The organism is Marinobacterium jannaschii DSM 6295 (assembly GCF_000620085.1).
GTDB classification, from domain to species: Bacteria; Pseudomonadota; Gammaproteobacteria; order Pseudomonadales; family Balneatricaceae; genus Pontibacterium; species Pontibacterium jannaschii.
Map to the genome: position 1 here is coordinate 94,315 of NZ_JHVJ01000010.1, position 24,682 is coordinate 118,996.

General features: G+C 55.5%; 15 protein-coding genes. 10 read left to right on the plus strand and 5 right to left on the minus strand.

Annotation, left to right across the window (positions count from 1 at the left end; all coding sequences use genetic code 11):
- Position 1: 1 nt before the first annotated feature.
- Positions 2-1,192 carry a cytochrome-c peroxidase gene (locus Q354_RS0108335; RefSeq protein WP_027857201.1) on the minus strand — a complete coding sequence of 397 codons (1,191 nt, stop codon included), beginning with the start codon at positions 1,190-1,192 and terminating at the stop codon, positions 2-4.
- Between the two features lie 237 nt (positions 1,193-1,429).
- Between Q354_RS0108335 and Q354_RS25060 the strand changes: the two genes are divergently transcribed.
- The 3 genes from Q354_RS25060 (at position 1,430) to Q354_RS25065 (ending at position 6,023) form a co-directional block, all read left to right on the plus strand.
- On the plus strand, positions 1,430-3,781 hold the full coding sequence (locus tag Q354_RS25060) for a response regulator (RefSeq protein ID WP_051559992.1): 2,352 nt from the start codon (positions 1,430-1,432) through the stop codon (positions 3,779-3,781).
- Between the two features lie 212 nt (positions 3,782-3,993).
- Positions 3,994-5,481 carry a transporter substrate-binding domain-containing diguanylate cyclase gene (locus tag Q354_RS0108345; protein ID WP_027857202.1) on the plus strand — a complete coding sequence of 496 codons (1,488 nt, stop codon included), beginning with the start codon at positions 3,994-3,996 and terminating at the stop codon, positions 5,479-5,481.
- 14 nt (positions 5,482-5,495) lie between these two features.
- Positions 5,496-6,023 carry a gamma-glutamylcyclotransferase family protein gene (locus Q354_RS25065; RefSeq protein ID WP_036229038.1) on the plus strand — a complete coding sequence of 176 codons (528 nt, stop codon included), beginning with the start codon at positions 5,496-5,498 and terminating at the stop codon, positions 6,021-6,023.
- 31 nt (positions 6,024-6,054) lie between these two features.
- Here Q354_RS25065 and Q354_RS0108355 read toward each other — a convergent pair whose 3' ends face one another.
- Positions 6,055-8,097 carry an NADH:flavin oxidoreductase gene (locus Q354_RS0108355; RefSeq protein ID WP_027857203.1) on the minus strand — a complete coding sequence of 681 codons (2,043 nt, stop codon included), beginning with the start codon at positions 8,095-8,097 and terminating at the stop codon, positions 6,055-6,057.
- Positions 8,098-8,292: 195 nt separating this feature from the next.
- On the opposite strand from Q354_RS0108355, the gene Q354_RS27295 reads away from it, so the two are divergent.
- Positions 8,293-9,945: an EAL domain-containing protein gene (locus tag Q354_RS27295; protein WP_027857204.1), complete on the plus strand. Its 1,653-nt coding sequence runs from the start codon at positions 8,293-8,295 to the stop codon at positions 9,943-9,945.
- A 55-nt stretch (positions 9,946-10,000) separates the two neighbouring features.
- Here the strand turns inward: Q354_RS27295 and Q354_RS0108365 are convergent, their stop codons facing one another.
- On the minus strand, positions 10,001-10,615 hold the full coding sequence (locus Q354_RS0108365; protein WP_027857205.1) for a riboflavin synthase: 615 nt from the start codon (positions 10,613-10,615) through the stop codon (positions 10,001-10,003).
- Positions 10,616-10,793: 178 nt separating this feature from the next.
- Between Q354_RS0108365 and Q354_RS0108370 the strand changes: the two genes are divergently transcribed.
- The gene (locus Q354_RS0108370) at positions 10,794-11,693 is read left to right on the plus strand and encodes a TIGR01777 family oxidoreductase (RefSeq protein ID WP_027857206.1); all 900 of its coding nucleotides are present in this window, start codon (positions 10,794-10,796) and stop codon (positions 11,691-11,693) included.
- A 65-nt stretch (positions 11,694-11,758) separates the two neighbouring features.
- On the opposite strand, the gene Q354_RS0108375 is transcribed toward Q354_RS0108370, so the two are convergent.
- On the minus strand, positions 11,759-13,402 hold the full coding sequence (locus tag Q354_RS0108375) for a BatD family protein (RefSeq protein ID WP_169828871.1): 1,644 nt from the start codon (positions 13,400-13,402) through the stop codon (positions 11,759-11,761).
- Between the two features lie 251 nt (positions 13,403-13,653).
- Here Q354_RS0108375 and Q354_RS0108380 point away from each other — a divergent pair, with 251 nt between their 5' ends.
- The 3 genes from Q354_RS0108380 (at position 13,654) to Q354_RS0108395 (ending at position 20,127) form a co-directional block, all read left to right on the plus strand.
- Positions 13,654-18,513, plus strand: a complete 4,860-nt coding sequence (locus Q354_RS0108380) for an NAD-glutamate dehydrogenase (RefSeq protein WP_027857208.1) — start codon at positions 13,654-13,656, stop codon at positions 18,511-18,513.
- Positions 18,514-18,763: 250 nt separating this feature from the next.
- A complete protein-coding gene (locus Q354_RS0108390; protein WP_245601016.1) occupies positions 18,764-18,991 on the plus strand; it encodes a DUF2835 domain-containing protein in 228 nt (75 codons plus the stop codon).
- Positions 18,992-19,101: 110 nt separating this feature from the next.
- Positions 19,102-20,127, plus strand: coding sequence for a quinone-dependent dihydroorotate dehydrogenase (locus Q354_RS0108395; protein WP_027857211.1), 1,026 nt, complete (start codon positions 19,102-19,104; stop codon positions 20,125-20,127).
- Positions 20,128-20,196: 69 nt separating this feature from the next.
- Here Q354_RS0108395 and rmf read toward each other — a convergent pair whose 3' ends face one another.
- Positions 20,197-20,403 (minus strand): ribosome modulation factor, encoded by a 207-nt coding sequence (gene rmf / locus Q354_RS27855; RefSeq protein WP_084332527.1) that lies wholly within the window; start codon positions 20,401-20,403, stop codon positions 20,197-20,199.
- A 324-nt stretch (positions 20,404-20,727) separates the two neighbouring features.
- Here rmf and rlmKL point away from each other — a divergent pair, with 324 nt between their 5' ends.
- Both rlmKL and Q354_RS0108405 read left to right on the plus strand, forming a co-directional pair.
- Positions 20,728-22,878: a bifunctional 23S rRNA (guanine(2069)-N(7))-methyltransferase RlmK/23S rRNA (guanine(2445)-N(2))-methyltransferase RlmL gene (gene rlmKL / locus Q354_RS0108400; protein WP_027857212.1), complete on the plus strand. Its 2,151-nt coding sequence runs from the start codon at positions 20,728-20,730 to the stop codon at positions 22,876-22,878.
- A 278-nt stretch (positions 22,879-23,156) separates the two neighbouring features.
- A complete protein-coding gene (locus tag Q354_RS0108405; RefSeq protein ID WP_027857213.1) occupies positions 23,157-24,365 on the plus strand; it encodes an ammonium transporter in 1,209 nt (402 codons plus the stop codon).
- Positions 24,366-24,682: the final 317 nt, after the last annotated feature.

Sequence of the window (24,682 nt, forward strand, 5' to 3'; positions counted from 1 at the left end):
ATCAGAGGGTTTTGCTGTTCTCTTCAAGCAGTTGTTCATAGCGTTTGTCTGTCAGGGTGCGCATAAAAGCAACCAGCGCATCTATCTTGCGATCAGACAGCGCAGGACCGGATTCCAGCTCTTTCAGTGACAGGGTACCAGCGACCTCCGGTGTACCCCATGGCTTGTCACTTTCCGGATTGATCCTGCGCTTCTGGCTGCGGCTGTTGTATTTGTCATAGAACAGGACGACGGTGCGCAGGTCCTGGAACACGCCGTTATGCATGTAAGGACCGGTGACAGCAACATTGCGCAGGGTCGGAACCTTAAACTTGCCATCCTGTGCCGGGTCATCCACGGCCGGATTGTTCAGCAGGCCGTGATCGATATTTCCACTGGCCCCATTGATCTTCCGCAATGCGGTATGTTCGGGTACGCCGATATTGTGATACTGATAGTTGGTGAAGGTTTCCCCGGCCGCGACCGGCGAGCGTTTCAACTGGTGGCACTGGTTGCAGTTGGTAAATTGCTGCGAGAAGAACAGGGTGCGGCCCAGTTCCTCCTGCGGTGTCATCTTATACTCGCCCTTCAGAAAGCGGTCATACTTTGAGTCGAAAGGTGCGAAGGTGTCGGTACTTTCAAAGGCGGCAATGCTTTCTGCCATAGCCGCATAGGTCTGGTCGGCGCTGGCAAATATCTGCTCACCAAACAGGACTTTAAAGCGGCTGACATAGTCCGGGTTCTCCTGCAAGCGCGCTGCGACCGTCGCTTTGTCTGGCATCGCCATTTCGCCCGGGTTCAGTGGCGGTCCGCCGGCCTGTGCGGCCAGGTCTGCTGCCCGGCCATCGTGAAACTGTCCGCCGACATAAACGCCCTGACGGTTGAGATGAAAGTCGGGGCTGAAACGAGCGTAGGCGGCTGTCGGGGCGTTACGGTCGCCCAGAGAATGACCGTCGTCGCCAAGGGATGCGGCACCGCCAACCCCGTTATCCCTGCTATCGATAAAGCCTTTGGCCGGGTCATGGCAGGTTGCACAGGACTGGCTGCGATTGAGCGAAAGATTCGGGTCAAAATACAGTTGCTCACCCAGTTGCGCCTTTGCCGACGCCTGCTCGGGTGCAATCTGCTGGTTATTATCAGAGCTGGACTGAGCAGAGCAGCCCTGTAGAACGAGAGCGGAAAACAGCAGATGTCCGGCGTATCGGGATAGCATGACGAACCTTTATTCAACAAATGTTAAGGCGATTGATAATTAACCTTATTATCAACAGTGTCAATAAAGCCATCCTAATAACTTGATCCGGGTCAGATTCACGCTCCGGGATGGGCGTGACATAGCTGAAAAAAGGGCCAATCGGGTATTTGACAGGGTTTTTTCTAACAATAGGGGCGCAGAGTTGTCGACTGTCTATACTGCAGTGCAGGACAACGTCTGACACGGAGGTTTTTAATGGCGAGTCGACTGAATCGCAAGGGTATTGCCGGGCGTCTGATTTTCTACATCCTGGTCGCCAGCTCAATCATCACCCTGCTTATTACGGCTGTGCATCTTTATATTGATTACAACCGTGACCTCAACCTGATTGATGAACGCCTGCAACAGGTTGAGAGCAGCTATCTGCAGAGCCTGACCGGCAGTGTCTGGGTGGATGATCGTGAACAGATCGAAATTCAGCTAAAGGGCTTGCTAAGCCTGCCTGACATGCAATATGTCGCCATCCATGATGGCGCAGGCGTACAGTTTGAGTTTGGCTCCTTGCAGGCCGAACACCGCGTTCGCGCTATGTTTCCCCTCAACTATGAGTTTGACGGGCAGACGATGGAGCTGGCCGAGCTGGAGGTGATCTTCAGCCTCTATGGCGTCTATCAGCGACTGCTGGATAAAGCGCTGATTCTGGTCGTTACCCAGGGCGTCAAAACCTTTGTTGTTTCCTCCTTTATCTTTCTGATCGTCCACCTGCTGGTGACCCGTCATCTGGTGACGATGGCTGACTATATGCTGAACTTTAACCGGGCAAGCATGGATCAGCCAATGGATCTGCATCGTCGCAATGAGAAAGCGATGGATGATGAATTCAGTCAGCTGGTTCATTCCATCAATACCATGCGTGAATCGATACGAAGTTCATACGATGAGATGGAGCGTGCCCGTATGGCAGCGGAGGAGGCTAACCGCCAGAAAAGTGCATTTGTCGCTAATATGAGCCACGAGATCCGTACTCCGATGAACGGGGTTATCGGCATGGCTGCGTTGCTGAGTGATACCAAACTGACTACGGAGCAGCGCGACTATACCGAGACGATCTCAAACTCCGCTCAGGCGCTGCTGGGGATTATTAACGATATCCTCGATTTCTCGAAGATCGAAGCCGGCAAGCTGGATATAGAGGCGATCGAATGCAATCTGCATCAGTGTATTGAGGGCGTCGCCGAGCTGCTTAGCCTCAGGGCCGCAGAAAAAGGTGTTGAGCTGAATCTGTATATCGCCCGGGATGTACCCTGCCAGGTTGAGGTTGATCCGGTCAGGCTGCGTCAGGTACTGATCAATCTGGCGAATAATGCCGTTAAGTTTACGCAGATTGGTGGTGTGGTGATCCATGTCAGCTGCACCGACAGAAACGAAGACCGCGCCCGCTTGAAGGTGTCGGTGCGTGACACCGGTATCGGAATTGCCAGCGATAAACTGGAGGGCATTTTCGATGACTTCGTACAGGCCGATGTAACCACGACCCGGAATTTCGGTGGTACCGGACTTGGCCTGGCTATTTCTCGTAAGCTGGTGCATCTGATGGGAGGCGATATTCACGTCAACAGCGTCATCAACCAGGGGTCGGAATTCTGGTTTGATCTGCCGGTGAAGATAGGCGAAGAGGTTGGAAATGAATGCGAGAACCAGCCGGTGTCGCTGGAGGGGGTCCCGGTGCTGGTGATCGACGATTACAACGTCAACATCCGCCTGACCACGGAGCAGCTGAAGCACTGGGGTATGCGGCCTCAGGGCTGTCAGGACCCGGAAAGAGGGTTGCTTGATGTGAAGGCAAGGGATCTGCAGGGTGATCCCTATAAGATCGTGATTATCGACAAAGTGATGCCCCAGATGAGTGGTGAGGAAGTTGCGCAGCGTATCCGCGCCTTGCAACTGGCACACCAGCCCGCCTTGCTGATGCATACCTCGGTCCCTGACCAGTTTGACACCGACTACTGTCAGCAGGCCGGCTTCGATGCCTATCTGACCCGGCCTGCCCGCCAGATCGACCTGAAATCAATGCTGAACTCATTGTTGCAGCCGGATCTTGAGATCGCCAGCGGTAAGCTGCTGACCAAGTACACCCTGAGGGAGGCCGCGCCGGTAAAAGAGAAGAAAACGGTCGAAGCGGCTCCGGGCCGGTCGCTGAAAGTGTTGCTGGTTGAGGATGTGAAAGTTAACCAGATGGTTGCGACGGCTTTCCTGACCAAGCAGGACTGTCAGGTGGAGATTGCCAATAACGGACAGGAGGCGGTCGAAATCTGGATGCGCCTGAGAGGGGAGATCGACCTGATCCTGATGGATTGCCAGATGCCGGTCCTTGACGGCTACGATGCAACCCGTCAGATCCGTGCCAGTGAAGAGGAGCATGAGCATGTCCGGATTATGGCGCTGACTGCCCATGCCCTGCCCGAAGAGAGCCAGAAGTGTCACGATGCGGGTATGGATGACTTCCTGACCAAACCGCTGAACTTTAGCCTGCTGACCAGCAAGCTGGATGAGGTTCGCGAGCAGAGTTCAGTTTCAGATGGTGCTATTGAAGAGGTTATCGGTTGATCCGGTAACGACAGGTCTGTTCTGAAACAGACGTAGCACGTTATCTGAGGGCTAATGAGCCTGGCTGTAAGGGGTGGCGACCTTGACCCCGGCCTGCCAGCCTCTTAGGCTTCTCTTTCCTATAGCAGGCTTTTGGCAGTCTCTGCTTGCCTCAAGCCCAGCGCTTGTTCCCCCGGATAATCGATCTGCGTGCAGATTCACAAGGATAGCGAATGGATGTTTTAAGGATCTGGCCGGTTCTTCTGTTGATACTCGCCTGGCCCCTGCAGGCGGGGTTACTGACAACAGAGGAACAGAACTGGCTGGAACAACATCCGGTTATTCGCTTCGCGCCCGATCCCTCATACCCTCCCGTTGAATTCTTTGACGAGAACAACCGTTATCAGGGCATCACGGCTGACTTCACCCGCATTATTCAGGAGCGAATCGGGGTCAGCCTTCAGGTGATCCGGATGGAGAACTGGAATCGGGTGCTTGAAGCTGCAAAGACACGTCAGATTGATGTCCTGGGGGCTGTCGACAGCACGCCAGGGCGTCAGCAGTTTATGAACTTCTCCAAACCCTATATCAACCTGCCAGCGGTGATTATTGTCCGTAAGGAGGTTGAGGGGGTACTGACGCTGGATGACCTGGCGGGTATGACTGTAGCGGTGATTAAAAACTACAAGACCACAGAGTATCTTATGCAGGCGCATCCTGAACTGAACCGGATAGAGGTGCCTGATGCGGTGAGTGGCCTGAGGCTGGTGTCCTTTGGCGTTGCCGATGCGATTGTGGTCAATAATGCGGTGTCGATTTACTACATCGAGAAAGAGGGATTAACCAATCTGCGGGCCGCCGGCGAATCGGGATTCGAGTGGAAGCTGCATTTTGCGGCCCGCAACGACCACCCGGAGCTGATCAGCATTCTGCAAAAGGGATTGGACAGTATCAGCGAAGAGGAAAAGCGCGATATCTACCGTCGCTGGATCAATCTGGATTATCCGGACTGGCTGATCTCACGGGATACGCTTTATAAACTCGGCATCCTGCTGGCGGCCTTGCTGGCCCTGATCGGGATGCTGTGGAATGTAACTCTTCAGCAGAAAGTCAGGCGTAAAACCAAGGCCCTTGAGATGGAGCTGGAAGCACGCTATGAGATGGAACAACGGCTGCGCCTGCTGGCGACCACTGATGAGCTGACCGGTGTCTATAACCGTCGTCACCTGCTACAGATCCTTGATACGGAGCTGGAGCGTAAGCGCCGCTATGGCCGTGACTTTGCGGTGTTGATGCTGGACGTGGACCACTTTAAGTCGATCAATGACAGTTATGGTCATGCTGCCGGGGATCTGGCATTGAAGCGCATTGTCGAAATTACCCGGACCGAGCTGCGCGACAGTGATCACTTTGGCCGTATGGGCGGTGAAGAGTTTGTCATCCTGCTGACGGAGGTGAACCCGGCTTCGGCCAGAATCGTCGCCGAGCGAATCAGGAGCTCTATTGCCGATTGCGAAATTCTGCTGCCCGGCGGTCAGTCTCTGGTTGCCACCGTCAGTATCGGGCTGTCATTTTCCGATCAGCTTAAGCAGGCAGATGATCTGCTGCACGAAGCGGACCAGGCGATGTATGAGGCCAAGTCTGCCGGGCGCAACCGGATTCGTCTCGCACGGGGTGTTTTGGTAGCATCAGATCTGAAGTCGCAATTGCAGATTTTCTGACCGCGAGCACCGCTATGTTTCTGAATTACTTTGCCTATGGCTCCAATATGTCCGCACCGCGTCTGGCTGCCCGGGTACCGGGGCTGGAAGTGCTGACCGTGGGGCGACTTGCCGGATATGCACTGTGCTGGCATAAGCCCGGACGGGATGGTTCAGGCAAGTGCGATATCGTCCGCAGTAGCGGTCATGATGTCTATGGCGTGGTCTATCGCCTGCCGCAGCAAGCCAAGCCGATACTGGACCGCTATGAGGGGCTGGGTGTCGGCTATCACGGGCGGGAGGTTGTGCTGGACTGTGGCGGTGACAGCCTGAGCGCTTTCACCTATGTGGCCGCAGTGACAGAGCGCGGACTGAAGCCTTTTTCGTGGTATAAGCACCACACCCTGTTCGGTGCCCGGCAACGTTTGCTGCCGGAATTCTACATTGAACAGATCTGCCGGGTTGATTCGATGACTGATCCGGATTCCGAGCGCCACAGGCGTGAGCTTGCGATCTATAGCGAAGCCGAGCTGCAGGAACTAAACCGGGGCGGGGCCGCTTAACCGCCGCCCCTCCCGGTTCTGCATACAGCGATCAGAACGTATTGCACAGGCGCAGCGCATCGTAGATAGCTGCATGGATATTGCGTGACGAAACAGCGTCACCGATTCGATAAAGCTGGAAAGCTGATGGGTTAAGCTGACCGGCAGGTTGTGGTTCCCCGGCGATCAGGGCTTCATAATCGACGGCCCCGCCGTTGGCAGACTCCGTCTTCAGGTCGAAGTAGAGTTCATCCAGAGCCACCGTGCCGTGCTCAATCACTACCTGATCCACTTCGCGGTGCCACTCGCGTTCGCTGTAGTCACTGCCCAGGGTCGCGAGCAGGCGTCCGTTATGGCGTTCGATCCGTTTCAGGCGCTTATTGATGGTCAGCTGCACATCGTGGGCTTCAAAGGTCTCGGCATAGGTGACGTGATTCAGTCCGCCCACCTCAGGCGCGAAGAACCGCTCGGGGGTCACCAGTTCCAGTGTGCAACCGCGGTTGGCGATCAGCTCGGCGGCCTGCAGGCCCGGATGGCCGCCGTTATCGTCAAATAGCAGCACCGAACCTGTGGGCTTCACGTCCCCGGAAAGGATATCCCAGCTTGAAAGTGCCAGTTCGCTGCCACTGTCGATACATTCGGTGTCTGGCAGGCCTCCGGTGGCAATAATCACGATGTCCGGCTGCCCGGCGCGAATATCTTCAGCCTCGGCATAGCAGTTGTAACGGAACTCTACGCCCGCCATTTCACACTGCTGCAGCCGCCAGTCAATGATGCCAATCATCTCCGAACGTCGTTCTCCCAGTGCAGACAGCTTAACCTGACCTCCGGCATAGGGCAGGGCTTCAAACACGGTGACCTGATGGCCTCGCTCGGCTGACACCCGGGCGGCTTCCAGCCCGGCGGGACCTGCCCCCACAACCACGACTTTCTTTTTACCGCCGCCGCTACGGGCAATAATATGCGGCATGGTCGCTTCGCGGCCGGTAGCCGCGTTATGGATACAGAGAGCCTCGCCGCCTTCGTATATGCGGTCGAGACAGTAGGTTGCCCCTACACAAGGGCGGATCTGATCTTCGAGGCCTTGCTCGATCTTACGTACGATATGCGGATCGGCAATATGGGCGCGGGTCATGCCCACCAGATCCAGCTTGCCCTCGGCGATCGCATGACGGGCGGTCGCCACGTCATTGATTCGCGCTGCGTGGAATACCGGAATACCGGTGGCTGCCTTGATATCGGCTGAGAAGTCGAGGTGAGGCGCGGACGGCATGCCGTGAGTTGGAATAACCTTTACCAGGCCCGCATCGGTGTCTATATGGCCGCGAATAACGTTAAGGAAATCGACCTGACCACTGGCCGCAAGTTGCTGCGCGATCGAAATACCCTCTTCGCGGCTCAGCCCCTTGTCACATTGCTCGTCGGCGACCATCCGCACGCCGACAATAAATTCTGAACCAACGGCGCTGCGGATGTGATCGAGCAGGCGGCGGGTAAAGTACATCCGTTCCTCAAGGCTGCCTCCATACTGATCATCACGGTGGTTAGTGGCCGGAGACCAGAAGGCATCCAGCAGGTGGCCGTAAGCCTCAATCTCAATACCATCCATCCCCGCGGCCTGCATCCGCTGGGCTGCAGTGGCGTAATCATCCAGGATACGTTCAATATCCCAGTCCTCTATCGCCTTCGGGAAGGCGCGGTGAGCGGGCTCCCTGATTGCAGAGGGGGAGACCACCGGCAGCCAGTCTCCCTTATTCCAGCCGGTACGCCGCCCCAGATGAGTCAGCTGAATCATCACCGCCGTGTCATGTTCATGGCACTCATCCGTGAGGCGTCTAAGCCAGGGAACGATCTCATCCTTGTAGGCATGGAGGTTGCCGAAAGCGGCGGGGGAGTCCCGTGAAACCAGTGCCGAACCCGCCGTCATGTTCAGTGCGATACCGCCTTTGGCTTTCTCGACATGATAGAGACGGTAGCGATCCTTCGGCATGCCGTCTTCGGAGTAGGCCGGTTCGTGGGCGGTGGAGATAATACGGTTTTTCAGCTGCAGGTGTTTAAGCTGGTAGGGCTGCAGCAACGGATCCTTGTTTTGCATGGGCACCTCTGCACATTTTATTGTTATGACCTCATTGCAGCCGAAACCTGAGATGGCTGCATTGTTCCCTGCGACGGTCACTGTGTTCAGAGCGAAGACGACTGTTGTGTTTGCGACCAGAGGGTCGTACTTTAGAAGTAATCGCTAAAAATGGAATGGCAACCCGGAGTTGCATGTCAGCTAAGGAGAGACCGGATGGCGTCGGTAAAACATGGTCAGGGTTTGGGGCGCAGGCTATTGCCTGTCATCCTGGGAGTTCTGTTTTCATCAATCGTGATCACCGTGTTTTACCTGCAAGATCTCCAGTCCCGCAAAGCGTTGCGAAAGGCCGAGCTTAAGGTTCATGCGCAAAGTGTGGCCCAGTGGCTGGACCAGAGTTTCAGTGATGTAAACAAGGTGCTGCGCGGATTGCAGCATGAGCCCATGGACTGCAGTGCCGAAACACTCTACCAGCTGCGTTCAGGACTGTTTCTGTTGCCCCAGATCGTCGAACTGGGATTGGTCGATCAGTTTGGGCAGCTGCATTGCACCAGCTGGCAGATGCTGATTCCACCGCGCAAAGTTAATGTGCCCCCGGCGCATCGCGGGTTAAGGGTCTACTGGCCGCTGACCTCTGAATATCTGGGTAAGCCTGCCCTGGTGCTGGCACGAACCCGCAGCGATGGCGGTGAGATCAATGCACTGATGTTACAGGCATGGCTGAAGAATCAGTTGCGTCGTCAGGTCAGCCCTCTGGGCTTTATTGCGCTGGTCGATGCCGATACCGGCACTCCGGTGGTGAAGGACGGTGTTTACAGCCTGCCCATCGGGCTTCAACCGCCACTGTTTCCGTTGTATGAACCCAGAGAGTCGACAGAACCCTTTGACGACAGGCGGGAGCACTATTTCTATATCCAACCCCTGCTGACCCAGCCAAACCTGGCGGTGGTGATCAGTGAAGAGACGCAGTGGCTCTATCGTGATATCTATCGACCCTCCTACCAGCAGGTGGTTGTCGCGCTGTTTTTAATGGGCATAAGTGTCTTTCTGGCCTGCCGTTTTCGGCGCTGGGCGACCGATCCAGTGCGTGAGCTAAGGGCTGCCGTTGACCGAAACCAGTTCTATAACCTCTATCAACCGCTGGTGGATGCATCGGATGGACATCTGTGTGGTGTCGAAGTGCTGATGCGCTGGTTGCACCCGGAAGAGGGTGTGGTGATGCCGGGTAACTTTATCCCGCTGGCCGAGCGCTCGGGTTTGCTGCCCCGCATGACCCTGAAGCAACTGGAACAGGTGCAGACTGACCTGACACCTGTGCTGGAGATCTATCCCGATCTGAAGGTTTCAGTGAATATCAATGCCGACTTCCTGATGAATCAGGCCTGTGTCACAGAGTTAATCAGCTATCGATATGCCCTGCCCGGACTGGCGATTGAGATCACCGAGGGGCAGATGCTGCGGCTGGAAGAGGCACAGATACAGCAGAGTCTGAACCTGATCTCCGGGGCGGGTATCCAGATCGCCATTGATGATTTTGGTACCGGCTATTGCGGCCTCGCCTATCTGCAGTCTATCCCGGTCGATATCCTTAAGGCAGACCGTTGCTTTGTCACGGCACTGGGGACCGATTCAGTCAATGCCCAGGTGCTGGAAACAATTCTGGAACTGGCCGCCAGGCTTGAGCTGATCGTGATCGCGGAAGGTGTTGAGCACCTGGCGCAGTCGATACGGTTGCGTGAACTGGGTGTGGATATACTGCAGGGGTTCTACCACGGTTATCCGGCCTCTGCAGACGCATTGAAGCGACAGATCGAGGCCGGCCAGTTTCTTGCGGTACAGCAGAATCTGACCAGTGCCGTCTATATCTGATGTGGGGCTTTGTATCCGTGGCCAGATCCGGCCACGGAAGCCGAGGTTGTCCAGCTTACGCCCTGGCTTTGGTTGCCATGTAACGATCGACACTGTCGACCACCGCCTGGGTGTGGGCGTCGATCTCCAGGTTGACCATCTGGCCCTCAGCGGCTTCGCCAAATACGGTCAGTGACAGGGTCTCGGGAATTAAATAGACATTGAAACCCTGATCCGTCGTCTCTCCCACGGTCAGGCTGCAGCCGTTCAGGGCCACAAAGCCTTTCGGGAACACATATTTCATCCACTCTTCGGCGACGTCGAACCAGAGCACACAGTTATTTTCCGGGCGTTCGATACGGCTGATCGATACCTGGGTATGAACATGGCCGGACAGCAGGTGGCCACCGATCTCGTCGCCGAAACGCGCAGCGCGTTCGAAGTTAACTTCATCGCCGGGACTGAGCTGGCCGAGGTTGGTCACTTTCAGGGTTTCCATAATCAGATCAAAGCTGACCTGATTCCCGTCGAAAGCGGTAACCGTCAGGCAGGTGCCATTAACCGCAATGCTGGCACCCAGCTGCAGATTATCAGCCCTATGTGCGGGCAGCTCCAGGGTCAGTCGCATAAACTGATCGGATCGCTCCTGTGCGATAACGCTGGCCTTGCCTTGTACAATTCCGGTAAACATGTGAATTCTCTCGTATATTTTCCTAATCTTTAAGCGTATCAAATAGGAGTGAGCCAGCGAACAGCTTATTGCGTATGACAACAGTTGTATCTTGCAGGCTTAAGATAGCCCGGTCCGGGCGATTCAGGGAACAGGCAGGATGGTGGTAGTAATCCTGAAAAGGAGTGGTGAATAGATTATGAAAGTTCTGGTTACAGGTGGTACCGGTTTTATCGGGCAGGCCCTGGTGCGAACCCGCCTTGCAAAAGGCGATGAGGTGACCTGCCTGAGTCGCAGTCCCACCAAGGTTAAGCAAGCTTTTGGTGACAGTGTTCGGGCGGTGTCATCGCTGGATCAGCTGAACGGCTTTGAATTTGCCGCAGTGGTGAATCTGGCCGGTGAGCCGATTGCCGATGGCCGCTGGAGTGAAAAACGCAAGCAGCGTATTCGCCTGAGCCGGGTTGAGTTCACAGAAGCGCTGGTGCGCTGGATTGGCGAACAGAAGAGTAAGCCGGCGGTACTGGTTAGTGGCTCTGCAATCGGCTATTACGGCAGTCACCGCGGGGATGAAGAGCTATCGGAGCAGGGCAGCGTGGTCTCGGGCTTTACCCATAGCCTCTGTGCTGACTGGGAGGCACGCGCATCCCGGGCTGAAATGCTGGGCGTGCGGGTTTGCCAAATCCGCACCGGTGTAGTGATGGGGCACGGGGGCGGTGCGCTGAAAAAAATGTTACCGCCATTCAGGCTCGGCCTGGGAGGCCCGGTTGGGCATGGCCAGCAGTGGATGTCCTGGGTGCATCTGGCGGATGAGGTCAGGGCGATAGAGTTCCTGCTTGAACATGACACCCTGCAGGGAGCATTCAACCTGACTTCTCCCCATGCGGTACGCAACCGCGACTTCAGCCAGGAGTTGGCGAGGGTGCTTAAACGGCCCGCGGTGCTGCCTTTGCCCGGCTGGGTGGTCGGGCTGATGCTGGGTGAGGGGGCGGAGCTGCTGCTTGAGGGGCAGAGAGTTTATCCGCAGCGGTTGCTGGAAGCGGGCTTTGAGTTTGTCTATCCCGAATTGCCGGCGGCGCTGGAAGAGATTGTTGGTCGATAAACCACAAGGTGGTCTGAACCAATGCCTCAGCCGCCCGCAAGCTTTATCGCTACGGGCGTGACAGGTCAGGCCTCTTCTGCCATCTCCTCGCTGCGAAGCTGGCGATCGCGCAGCCTGGAAGCCGCGTCAATCAGCAGGTCGCCGCGCCACTGCTCGGTCTCGTTGTGGTAGATATGGTGTTCCAGGTCCAGTATCAGGAAGTCCAGGGTCTGATTGGCTGCAGTCGTGCAGAGTGTCTCACAATTGAAGATAGAGGCATCGGGCCACAGCTTCTGAGCCCATTCGATCAACCTCAGCTTGGCGATCTCCGGCTCGTTATTGTCGCAGGCCTCACAGAGCAGCTGGAAGGCGCGCTGCTCGGCACGATGTTGTTCGTCATAAACCTGGGGCAGGTCGGCGATATCGATCTCTTCCTCAATCACTTCGTACTGGTCGTCTTTCTGGCTGCGCAGCCGGGCAAAGCTGTACCACCACCCCAGTGTGGCCGCCACTGCGATGGCGGTCAGCAGCCAAATCAGCAGATTACTGTCAGGCAGCGGCTCGGCCGCCGTTTCTGTGCTGAGTTGTGGCTGCAGTATCGGTTTGACGGTGACCTCTGCGGTACTGGCGACGGTTGATGTCGATTCGACCTGCAGGCGCCTGGGGCCCAGGGTGGCGGTGCTGCCTTTATCCTGGGTGACATTCCACCAGGGAATCTCGATGGCGGCGAGGGTAATCTCGCCCCGTTCCAGCGGGATCAGGGTCAGCTCTTCGGTACGGGTGCTGATGATCCCTTCCGGTGTGACCTTTTCATCCAGCCTGACGTTATCCAGGCGAATCTCTGCCAGTTCATTCTTTAACTGGGAAAGTGCCGGCAGTTCGGCGGCGGGAATACCCCAGGCGGTCAGCGTGACATGGCGCTTGATCGCTTCGCCCTCTCTGGCAGCGGTGACGCTCTCCAGGTTATCGCTCAGCTCTACGCGGCTGGATGGAACCCAATAGCCGGGGCGTTTCTGGAATGCCTGTGGCAGCACGGCCAGTTCGATCGCTTCACTTGTCACGGTTTCGGTGCCCGGAGCGCCGCTGCTGAAACGAACCGGTTCGATCACCAGATTGCCGCTGTACTTCGGAAAAATACCGTAGTGGCGTTCAATAACATGGTAGGTCTGGCCTTTGACCTGAGTGTCATAACGCTTCTCATCACTCAGGGTGCGGATCAGGGCTTCCTCAGAGAGAGGATCACTGAGCTTGTCGCTGGCAGATTCCGGTCCCTGGTAGAGCAGTCTGACCTTCAGCAGGGCCTGGCTGTTGATATACAGCTCATTGGTATCCAGCTCGGTTTCAATAAACTGTGACTGTTTCTGCAGGCCCGGTACGGTCAGGTTATTGGCCAGTACCGTCACCATAAAGGAGGGGGTGTACTCGTTGCCCACCGGCAGCGCGGGCAGCTGCAGACTGCCGGCACGCAATGGACGCAGCATAATGCGCCAGCGGGTGCTGAAGCGGCTTTCCCCTTTACTATGACTGGAGATGCTCATCTGCTTAGAGCCGAGAATCCGGAAGTCCTGCTGCAGCAGGCGCAGGTCCGGGCGCTGGCGACTGCGCTGATCGGCCTCAATGGTCATCAGCAGGGATTCGCCCTCGGTCACGGTCAGGCGGTCGAGTTGGGCTGTAATGGTAGCCTGGGCTGATAGGCTGAGACAGCAAAGCAGCAGGAGCAGATGGCGCATAATTTTTATCGTCAGCCCTTTATCGACTGGCCGGACTGACTGCAGGCAGTTCAATACGCCTTTCTGCGTCCGGTGTTTGATTGGTTGCAGGTCCGCTAAGCCGGACATTAACGGGGGTTATTATGTTTAAAGCGCCCGGTTATATCAATCACTGCCCTGAGCTGTGCGAGTGTAGCGGATTGCCCCGGTCCTGTATTAATTCTCTTCTATACTGCTTTGATCCAATTATAAAAACCTAAGGGATTGACGCTATGTACCAGTACCGCAGTGAGAGTAAGGAAGCCTTGCTGGCTCAGCTGGATGAGATGATCGGCGAGCGTTTGCCGGAAGAGCGTGCAGCCGTGCTCAAACGCTTTGCTTCCATCTACTACCGTTCGGCCGCGGCAGAGGATCTGGCGCAATGGCGACTGGATGATCTCTATGGCTCGACGCTGGCCTGCTGGCAGTTCCTGCAACGCAGGGATCCCGGCAACCCGCGGGTGCGTGTCTTTAATCCGGATTATGAGCAGCACGGCTGGCAGTCCACCCATACGGTTATCGAGGTGTTGCTGGAGGATATGCCGTTTATCGTCGACTCACTGCGAATGGAGATAAACCGCCGTAATCTGACCATTCATGCCATCCATAATTCGGTACTGAACCTGTGCAGAAACAGTGATAACCAGCTGGAGAGCCTGCTGGAACCAGAGTATGTGGGTGAAGACGTCGTTAAAGAATCGCTGGTCTTTATCGAGATCGATCGTCATACCGATCAGTCCCAGCTGGTTGAACTGGAACAGATATTCCTGGCGATTCTGGAAGATGTCCGCCTGGCGGTGGATGATTTTTATCAGATGGTGGCGCAGTGCGAATTGCTACAGGCTGAGTTTGAAAATGATATACCGGGGCTGCCATCACCGGAAGTCACTGAAGTGCGTGACTTTCTGCAGTGGCTGGAGCTTAACTTCACTTTTCTGGGCTACGAGGCCTTTCGTGTCGCGACGCAGGGTGAGACCAGCGCGCTGGTGCCGGTGGAAGGCAGCCAGCTCGGGCTGATGAAACTATCGGGTTGTGCCGATCAGGTTGCGTCAGAGCGGGCGCATATGATGGATGCAGAGGCATTTGCGGCAACGCCTGAACTGCTGGTGTTTTCAAAGTCTTCGCGCAAGTCCCGGGTTCATCGTCCGGCATACCCTGATCTGATTCGTATCAAACAATTTGATAGTGAGGGTAAGCTTTGCGGCGAGGTGCATTTTCTCGGTCTCTATACTTCCAGCGTCTATATTCAGAGTTCGCGCTTTATTCCCGTGGTCCGGCGTAAAGTTGACGCAGTGATGGCGCTTTCCGGCCTGCACCGGCAGGGACATGACTGGAAGGAGTTGCTGCAGATTCTGGAGATCTATCCCCGTGATGACCTTTTTCAGGGCAGCGTAGAGGAGCTGGCACAGATCTCCCGGGGCATTCTGCATATCCACGAACGCCGTCAGATCCGCCTGTTTCTGCGCCGGGATAGTTTTGGACAGTACTTCTCCTGCCTCGTCTATGCCCCACGCGATGTTTACAGCACGCATTTTCGTCAGAAGGTCCAGGCGATCCTCTGTGAGGCGCTTGACTGCGATCTGGTGGAGTTTACCACTTACTTTTCCGAATCGATCCTTGCCCGGACACAGTTTATCCTGCGCAGCAGTGCGGGTGATGTGACGGATCAGGCCGACGTCGAACGACTGGAACAGCAGTTACGGGATGCCGGTCGCAGCTGGGCAGATCATTTTTACGATGCCCTGGTGGAGTCGTTAGGCGAGGAGCAGGGAATCCTGATCTATAACCGCTACAACAAGGGGGTTCCTGCAGGCTACTGTTCTGACTTCAATCCGCGCACGGCGGTGGTCGATATGCAGCACATCCGCAAGTTGTCTGCGCAGCAGCCGATGCAGCTGAGTTTTTACCGGGCGCTGGAAAAGCAGGCCGATACGCTGAACTTCAAGCTGTTTAACCTGAACCAGCCATTACCGCTCTCCGACCTGCTGCCGGTGCTGGAAAATCTGGGGCTGAGGGTGATCGATGAGCATCCCTACCGGATTGATGCGGATGATCACTGTGTCTGGATTCACGACTTCAACCTGATCTATACCGGGCAGGAGTCGATATCGCTGAACGAACTGAAAGACCTGTTTCAGGAGGCGTTCCTCAGTATATGGCGCGGCCGGGCCGCGAATGACGACTTCAACCGGTTGGTGCTGTCTGCCCGCATAGGCTGGCGTGAGGTGGCGATGTTGAGAGCCTACGCCGCTTACATGAAGCAGATTCGATTCCCGATCAGTAGTGAAGCAGTCAGCGCAACCCTGAACCATCAGGTGCAGCTGACGGCACTGTTGGTGAAACTGTTTAATACCCGGTTTGATCCCACTAAGAGCAGCGTGCGCCAGCACGTCACGATAAAACAGCAGTTGCTGGATGGATTGGATGAGGTTGCCAGCCTGAATGAGGATAAGGTGATCCGGCAGTACCTCAACCTGATTGAGGCGACGTTGCGAACTAACTATTTTCAGACCCAGGATGGCCAGTCAAAGGCTCATATGAGCTTTAAGCTGTCCCCTCGGGAGATCCCGGATATTCCGCTGCCGCGGCCGATGTTTGAGATTTTCGTCTACTCGCCGGATATGGAAGGGGTTCACCTGCGTGGCGGCAAAGTCGCCCGTGGCGGATTGCGCTGGTCTGACCGGCAGGAGGATTACCGTACTGAGGTCCTGGGGCTGGTGAAGGCGCAACAGGTAAAAAACGCGGTAATCGTGCCTGTCGGGGCTAAAGGCGGCTTCGTTGCCAAGAAACTGCACGAGGGGATGAGCCGGGATGAATGGCTGGCAGAGGGCGTGCGTTGCTATCGCACCTTTATCAGTGGTCTGCTGGATATTACCGATAATCTGAAAGACGGTGTGGTTGTCGCGCCGCCAGAAGTGCTGCGTCATGATGAAGATGACACCTATCTGGTGGTCGCCGCCGACAAAGGTACGGCGACTTTCTCGGATATTGCCAATGAAATAGCTGCCAGTTATGACTTCTGGCTCGGTGATGCCTTTGCTTCCGGCGGAAGTCAGGGTTATGACCATAAGAAAATGGGGATTACAGCCCGGGGTGGCTGGGTGTCGGTTGAACGCCATTTCCGGGAGATGGGCGTCAATACCGCAGAGGATAACTTTAGCGTCGTGGCGATCGGGGACATGAGTGGGGATGTGTTCGGTAATGGTATGTTGTTGTCCCGGCATATCTGTCTGGTGGCCGCGTTTAACCATCAGCATATCTTTATCGATCCCACGCCGGACCCTGCCCGTAGCTGGGAAGAGCGCAAGCGCCTGTTCGACCTGCCACGCTCCAGCTGGACTGACTATGACAGTTCGCTGATCTCGGAAGGTGGCGGCATATTCTCGCGCAATGCCAAGTCTGTCACCCTGAGTAAGGAGCTGCGCCAGCTGATTGGTGTGACTCAGGAACGGATGACGCCGACGGAGCTGATCCGGGCTCTGCTTCGGGCACCGGTGGATCTGCTCTGGAATGGCGGCATCGGCACCTATGTTAAGGCCAGTGACGAAACGGATATGGATATCGGTGATAAGGCCAATGATGCACTGCGTATTAATGGTCGGGAGCTGCGGGCCAAGGTGGTCGGAGAGGGCGGCAACCTCGGCCTGAGCCAGAAGGCGCGGGTTGAATATGCCTTGAATGGTGGCCGCATGAACACCGATTTTATCGACAATGCCGGTGGTGTGGACTGCTCTGACCATGAGGTCAATATCAAAATCCTGCTGGACCAGATCGTCGATGCCGGTGATATGACCTCTAAGCAGCGCAATCGGTTACTGGAAGATATGACGGAGGATGTCAGTCGCCTGGTGTTGCGTAACAACTATCGTCAGGTACAGGCGATCTCTCTGGCCGAGATGCAGGCGCTGAATAATATGTCGGAATACCGACGCTTTATCAGCGGGCTGGAGCATGACGGCAAGCTGGACCGTGAACTGGAATTTATCCCTGACGATGAACAGCTGGCCGAACGGCATATTGCAGGCTTTGGCCTGACCCGGCCTGAACTGAGTGTGTTGATCTCATACAGCAAGGCGGAGATGAAACAGGCGCTGTTGGAAACACCAGTGCCCGATGATGCTTATCTCAGCGGCGAGCTGCGCCGGGCTTTCCCGGGCAACCTGTTGCAGGATTTCAGCGCGCCGCTGGCGCAGCATCGCCTGCGCCGGGAGATCGTTTCTACCGAGATCGCAAACCATATCGTTAACTTTATGGGCATCAACTTCGTTGACCGGCTGATTAAGTCGACCGGTGCCGATGTGGCCCAGGTGACACGAAGTTATATTCTGGCCCGCGATGTAATTGGCCTGCAACAGATCTGGCAAGAGATCGAGTGGCTCGATCATCAGGTGGCGGCGCAAACCCAGATGAAGATGATGCTGGAACTGCAGCACTTGGCCCGGCGGGCTACCCGCTGGTTTGTACGCAACCGCCGTGGTGAGATTGATTGCGCGGCTGAAGTGCAGCGCTGCAGCCAGCAGCTGGAAAAGCTGGTGGCTAATATGTCTGCACTGCTCTGTGGTGAGCCACTTAAAGTCTGGCAGAGAGCCTATGACGGTTATATCGGGCAGGGGATTCCCGAGTCACTGGCTGCACAGGTGGCTGCCAGCCGTATTCTGAACAGTTGCCTCAGCATTATCGAGGTGGCGGCCGAAACCGGCGTGCCGGTGGAAGATGTTGCCCGGGCATTCTTTGAGCTTGATGAACGTCTGCAGCTGCACTGGTTCTCGGTACAGCTGGATCATCTGACGGTGGATAACTATTGGCAGGGAATGGCACGGGAGACGTTCAGGGATGATCTGGAACTGCAGCAACGACACCTGCTACACAACATCCTCAGTAGCTGGCAGCCCGGGGAGGATGTTAATGAGAGTGTTGCGGACTGGCAGCAACAGCATTCGGAGCTTATTTCGCGCTGGGGCGCAATGCTGGATGAGCTGAAAGGAGGGGAGCAGAAAGAGTATGCGATGTTTGCCGTCGCAGTGAGAGAGCTGGCGGACCTTGCGCGTAACAGTCATTGTATTAAAGGGGATGTTGCCGAACCGGTTTGTTAAGCTGGACCACTGTGCGCTGGCTGGTATTATTGCCATCGTACAGTGGTGTGAACCGGTGAATACGTCCTGGGTGCGCTCTGTAACTGAGAGCCTGGCCGGATTAAAGCTGTTAAGTGAAATTGTCGCCTGGCGTGGCAAACGGCTAGTAGCCTTAGCGCCCGCCCGGCGGGGCTTTCAGATTTTTCACCGGTTCCGTAGGCAGTCCGGACGCCGATTCAGGGCTGCAGGTTTCAAAGAATGATCTGTTTAAATGACCATGCAGGATATTACCTTCGACCTTTACCTCAGCTCTGATGAATTTCTGAAACTTTATCAGGGCACCGCCAAAGATATAGTGACCCGCGCCCTCGATGGCCGGACGCTGCGTTTTCCAGCCAGGGTGATGCGCCAGTTTCTGTTACATGACGGTATCAGGGGCCGTTTCCGGCTGTTCTTTGATGCACAGGGAAAGTTTGACCGCATCGAGCGCCTGCGCTGAATTTCATTGTCGGGTCAGGCCTGTTCGCTTCGGCAACAGGCTCATCACTATTAAATAAGCGCCTAGTCGCCTATAATTCGGGCCAAATTTTTTGTCAGCAGAGAGTGACCATGCTTTACCCTGTCGCACGTTCCCTGATGTTCCGGTGTGATCCGGAGACTTCTCATGACCTGGCTCTGAAGACGATGAACCTGAGCGCCGAGCTGGGTATGCATCATCTTCTGGGGGCGGAGGTACAAGAACATCCGGTAGAAGTGATGGGGTTAAGGTTTCCGAATCCGGTCGGTCTTGCCGCAGGCCTGGATAAAAACGGCATCGCCGTGGATGGCCTTGCTGCTATGGGATTCGGCTTTGTCGAAGTCGGCACAGTAACGCCGCGCCCTCAGGCGGGTAACCCCAAGCCGCGTATCTTCCGACTGCCGCAGCAAAATGCCATTATCAACCGCATGGGGTTCAACAACGATGGGGTGGATCAGCTGCTGAAGAACCTTGATCGTAGTCGCTACAAAGGCATCCTGGGTATCAATATCGGTAAGAATAAAGATACGCCCAACGAAAATGCCAATGATGACTACCTCTACTGCATGCGCAAGGTTTACGGTCGCGCATCCTATATCACGGTAAACGTCTCTTCTCCTAATACTCCGGGCCTGCGCACGCTGCAGTTTGGTGACTCCCTTAACAGCCTGCTGGATGCACTGAAGACCGAACAGATCAAGCTGGCGGGTGTCCACAATCGCTACGTCCCGGTCGCGGTAAAAATCGCACCGGATATGACGGAAGAAGAGGTCGGTATGGTGGCGGCATCGCTCAAAGCCTATGAGTTGGATGGTGTCATCGCAACCAACACCACGCTGTCGCGCGAAGGTGTTGAAGGTCTGCCGCACGCCAGTGAGGCGGGAGGCTTGTCCGGTGCACCGGTAAGGAATAAGTCGACACGCACGATTAAGGCGCTGTCAGAAGCGCTGGATGGCGCACTGCCGATTATTGGTGTGGGGGGTATCACCGATGGGCTTGATGCGGCCGAAAAGATTGAAGCCGGTGCCAGCCTGGTGCAAATCTACAGCGGTTTTATCTATCGTGGACCAGAGCTGGTCAGTGATGCGGTGAAGGCGATCGCAGCATTACAGCGTTAATCGGCTGATTGAAGCTGAACTAAGTAGGGGCTCCTTACAAAGCCCCTCCTCGAATCTGTGGTTGCTAGTTTAGTGAAGCGCCGGATTTAACTGGATGGCGGATACACCGTCCATGCCATCCCAGTGGGCCTCTCGACCCTCGCGCCAGCCGCTCATCCAGTGGCTGCGCAAATCAGTTGTACTAACAGGGCATGTGTCTCTGGACTTGCCGTCCAGGCCCGCCCTAAAGCCTCGATTGAACAGGGTGCTACTACGATCTCGCTTCTGTCTCTTCATATGGATAAAGCCTCGCTTGGTTCTATCGTTTATTAAGAGCGAATACCTGAGACAGGGTATTCGTCGCAGGCTGTGAACCGATCCTTCGATTTGGGCTTCACAGATCTCTATTTCTATAGAAAAGCAGACGGTTTGGCGATTTAATTTCACTATCCTGTTATATGGTTGTCATAAATCGACTTAGAGTGCAGTTGCAAAAAGTCGAGTGCTTTCATCAGGTTAGGGCAAATCCCGATAAACAGTTGTTTGGCTGAATAGTTTTCAGCAAAAATCGATTAATTTTGAACCAATTTAACTTTCAGGCTGTAAAGCTGGGGTAACTAAGTGTCAACCAAGAAATTCTTTTTAACCTGTCCCAAGGGTATTGAAGCGCTGTTAGCGGAGGAGCTGGCATCGCTGGGAATCAGTGATGTACGCCAGACCGTTGCCGGTGTCTGGTTCGAGGGCGAATTGGTTGATGCTTACCGCGTATGCCTCTGGTCCCGCCTGGCGAACCGGGTGCTGTATCCTCTGGCGGAGTGTGATGTCGCATCGGCGCAACATCTGTATGACGGTGTTCAGCAGGTTAACTGGCTGGACCACCTGCGTGCCAGTGGCAGCCTGACAATCGATTTTACCGGCCGTTCAGAGGTTATTAACAATACCCAGTTTGGCGCTCAGAAAGTTAAGGACGCGATCGTTGACCAGATCCGCACCCTGACCGGTAACCGTCCATCAGTCGACCGCAAGCAGCCTGACTTGCGGGTGAATGTACACCTCTCCCGCGACCGTGCAGTGATCGCGCTGGACCTGTCCGGAGACAGCCTGCATCGCCGGGGCTATCGCCTGCAGGCAGGCATGGCGCCGATGAAGGAGAATCTGGCATCTGCAGTGCTGATGCGTAGCGGCTGGCCTGGAATTGCCACTCAGCATCCCCTGATGCTGGACCCGATGTGTGGTTCCGGAACCCTGCTGATCGAGGCGGCCATGATGGTGGCGGACATCGCTCCGGGCCTGCTTCGTCGTCAGTTTGGCTTCGATCGCTGGCTGCTGCACCGCAAACCGGAATGGCAGGCCTTACTCGATGAGGCAGAGCAGCGTCGTGAAGCGGGACTGGCCACGTTGCAGCATCGCTTTGTGGGGCGCGATATGGACGGGCGGGTATTGATCAGCGCCCGCGACAACGCCAAGCGTGCCGGTCTTGATGCATATATCCAGTTTGAGAAGGGGCGTCTTGAAGACCTTAAGGCTGAATCACTGCCTGCCCATGAGGCTGGTTTCCTGATATCCAACCCGCCCTACGGCGAGCGTCTGGGAGAAAACAACCAGCTCAAATTCCTCTATCGTCACCTAGGTGATCTGCTGAAGCAGCAGTTTGGTGGCTGGCTGGCGAGTATCTTCACCGGTAATCCTGACCTGTGCAAAGTGATGGGGCTGCGGGCTGAGAAGCAGTACAAGCTCTATAACGGCAGTATTGAGAGTCGTCTCTACCTGTATCCGATAGCGAAGAGAGAGGCTTCAGAAGCCTCTGAGCAGCAGGCGCGGCCGCTTTCCGAGGGCGCACAGATGTTTGCTAACCGGTTGCGTAAAAACATTAAAGGGATGGCTAAGTGGGTTAAGCGCGATGGCATACAGGCATATCGCCTCTATGATGCGGATATACCGGAGTATGCGGTAGCGGTCGATCTTTACGGCGATCAGGTTCATGTGCAGGAATATGCTGCGCCGAAAAGTGTTGATCCGGTGCGGGCCTTCACGCGCCTGAACGATGTGATGAGTGCGATTCCCGATGTGCTGGGGATAGCGCCGGAACAGGTCGTGCTAAAGCAGCGTCAGCGTCAGCAGGGTAAGGCGCAGTACGAGAAGCAGTCTGAAACAGCGCGCTTCTTCGAGGTAAACGAGCATGGCTGTCGCTTGCTGGTTAACCTGCATGATTACCTTGATACCGGCCTGTTCCTGGATCACCGTCCCGTCCGTAAGCACCTCCAGGGCATGGCGGATGGCAAGGACGTACTGAACCTGTTCTGCTATACCGCCTCAGCCTCGGTGCATATGGCCGTGGGTGGCGCTAAAACCACAACCAGTGTCGATATGTCTGCGACCTATCTGAACTGGGCCGAGCGTAACCTTGAGCTGAACGGCTTTAAGGGTAAGCACCATGCGCTGGTAAAGGCAGACTGTATTAAATGGCTGCACAGCCAGTTCAAGCCTGCCTACGACCTTATCTTTATGGATCCGCCGACATTCTCCAACTCCAAACGTATGCAGGGGGTGCTGGATGTGCAGCGTGACCACGTCGAGCTTGTGCGCTCTGCCATGGCCCTGCTGAGGCCGGGCGGGACGCTGGTTTTCTCGAATAACTATCGACGCTTCAAGCTCGACTATGAGGCGCTGGGCGAGTACGACTGCAACGACATCAGTCATAAGAGTCTGGACCCGGACTTCAAACGTAATCAGCGAATCCACAGCTGCTTCGAGATTCGTCATAAGGGCTGACCTGTTTTGGCACACTCTCTGCATTATCCCGTGCACTGATAAGAAGAGATTGTGTGCTGCGATGGTGCCGGATGCGCTAAATCGGTGCTAAACAGACGCCTTGGTCCGCGCAACTACAGGGCTGAGGCGTTTATTTAGATCGACCGGGTCTGTTTTATGATCGATTCAGGTGCATGCAATCTCTGCAATATAACTAGAACAGCGCACTAAAATAGTGCCTCTCACGGAGGGGTGGCTATATTTTGGTGCGGATGGCCAAGTTGAAGCAGGAGATGCTTGTGGATAATGTTAACAGCGCAGTCGAGACGCTGATTCAAAGCTCAAATACGCTCTTTATTCTGATGGGCGCAATAATGGTATTTGCCATGCATGCCGGTTTTGCGTTTCTAGAAGTGGGGACCGTGCGTCGCAAAAACCAGGTAAATGCGCTGGTTAAAATTATTACCGACTTCGGGTTTTCCGCCGTTGCCTATTTCTTTGTGGGTTACTGGATTGCCTATGGCGTTACCTTTTTTGAAGATGCCGAAACCTTGGCTCAGGCAAATGGCTACGAGCTGGTTAAGTTCTTTTTCCTGATGACCTTTGCTGCTGCGATTCCGGCCATTGTGTCCGGCGGTATCGCTGAGCGGGCGCGCTTCTGGCCGATTCTGGCGGCATCCTCCCTGACTGTGGCGTTCGTATATCCTTTCTTCGAAGGCATGATCTGGAATGGCAATTATGGTTTCCAGGCATGGCTGGAGGCGAGCTTCGGTGCCGGCTTCCATGACTTTGCCGGATCGGTGGTGGTTCACGGTGTCGGTGGCTGGATCGCGCTTGTGGCCGTTGTCATGCTGGGTATCCGTAACGGGCGCTATAAGGGCGGTAAGCTGGTCGCTTTTCCACCTTCCAATATTCCGTTCCTGGCGCTGGGTGCCTGGATTCTGTCAATCGGCTGGTTCGGCTTCAATGTGATGTCCGCCCAGACAATGGATGGAATTTCGGGGCTGGTCGCCGTCAATACCCTGATGGCCATGGTGGGCGGCATTATTTCAGCCCTGATCATCGGGCGTAATGACCCGGGCTTTATTCATAACGGCCCCCTGGCAGGGCTGGTGGCGGTCTGTGCCGGATCTGATGTTATGCACCCGATTGGTGCGTTGCTGGTGGGTGTGGTTGCCGGTGCGATCTTTGTGTATCTCTTCACGCTGCAGCAGAACAAATGGAAGATTGATGATGTGCTGGGGGTCTGGCCGTTGCATGGTGTCTGCGGCGCCTGGGGCGGTATTGCGGCTGGTATCTTCGGTTCTGAGGCGCTGGGTGGTCTGGGGGGTGTCAGCCTTGTATCCCAGCTTATCGGGACCGCAGCCGGTATATTCGTGGCGCTGGTTGGCGGTGTGATTGTTTACGGCGGCATTAAGGCGGTTACCGGATTGCGGCTGGATGAGGAGCAGGAATTCAACGGTGCTGACCTCAGTATCCACAAGATCGAGTCTACTTGTGACAACTGAGTAAGCTGACGAGCTACGGATGTACAGGATATGCAAAAGCCGGATGCTGAAAGGGTCCGGCTTTTTTGTGTCTTGTCGGGAGAGTTATTGCGGCAGGATATGGGGATTGGAAAAGCAATGCTGGGGTGCTTGGTCTGGGGCTTGGGTCAGGCGGGCTGTCGGTGTCAGTGGCAATTAAACTGCACCTGCCTTTGTGAACTGATAAAGCGAATTGGTCTTTGCTTACGTGCCCGTTAATATAATGCTGCAGTGTACGTAAACTGATTATTCCGGGAATGTTCTGGTTGGGTTATTTCAATTTCATGGTGTGAGTTTGA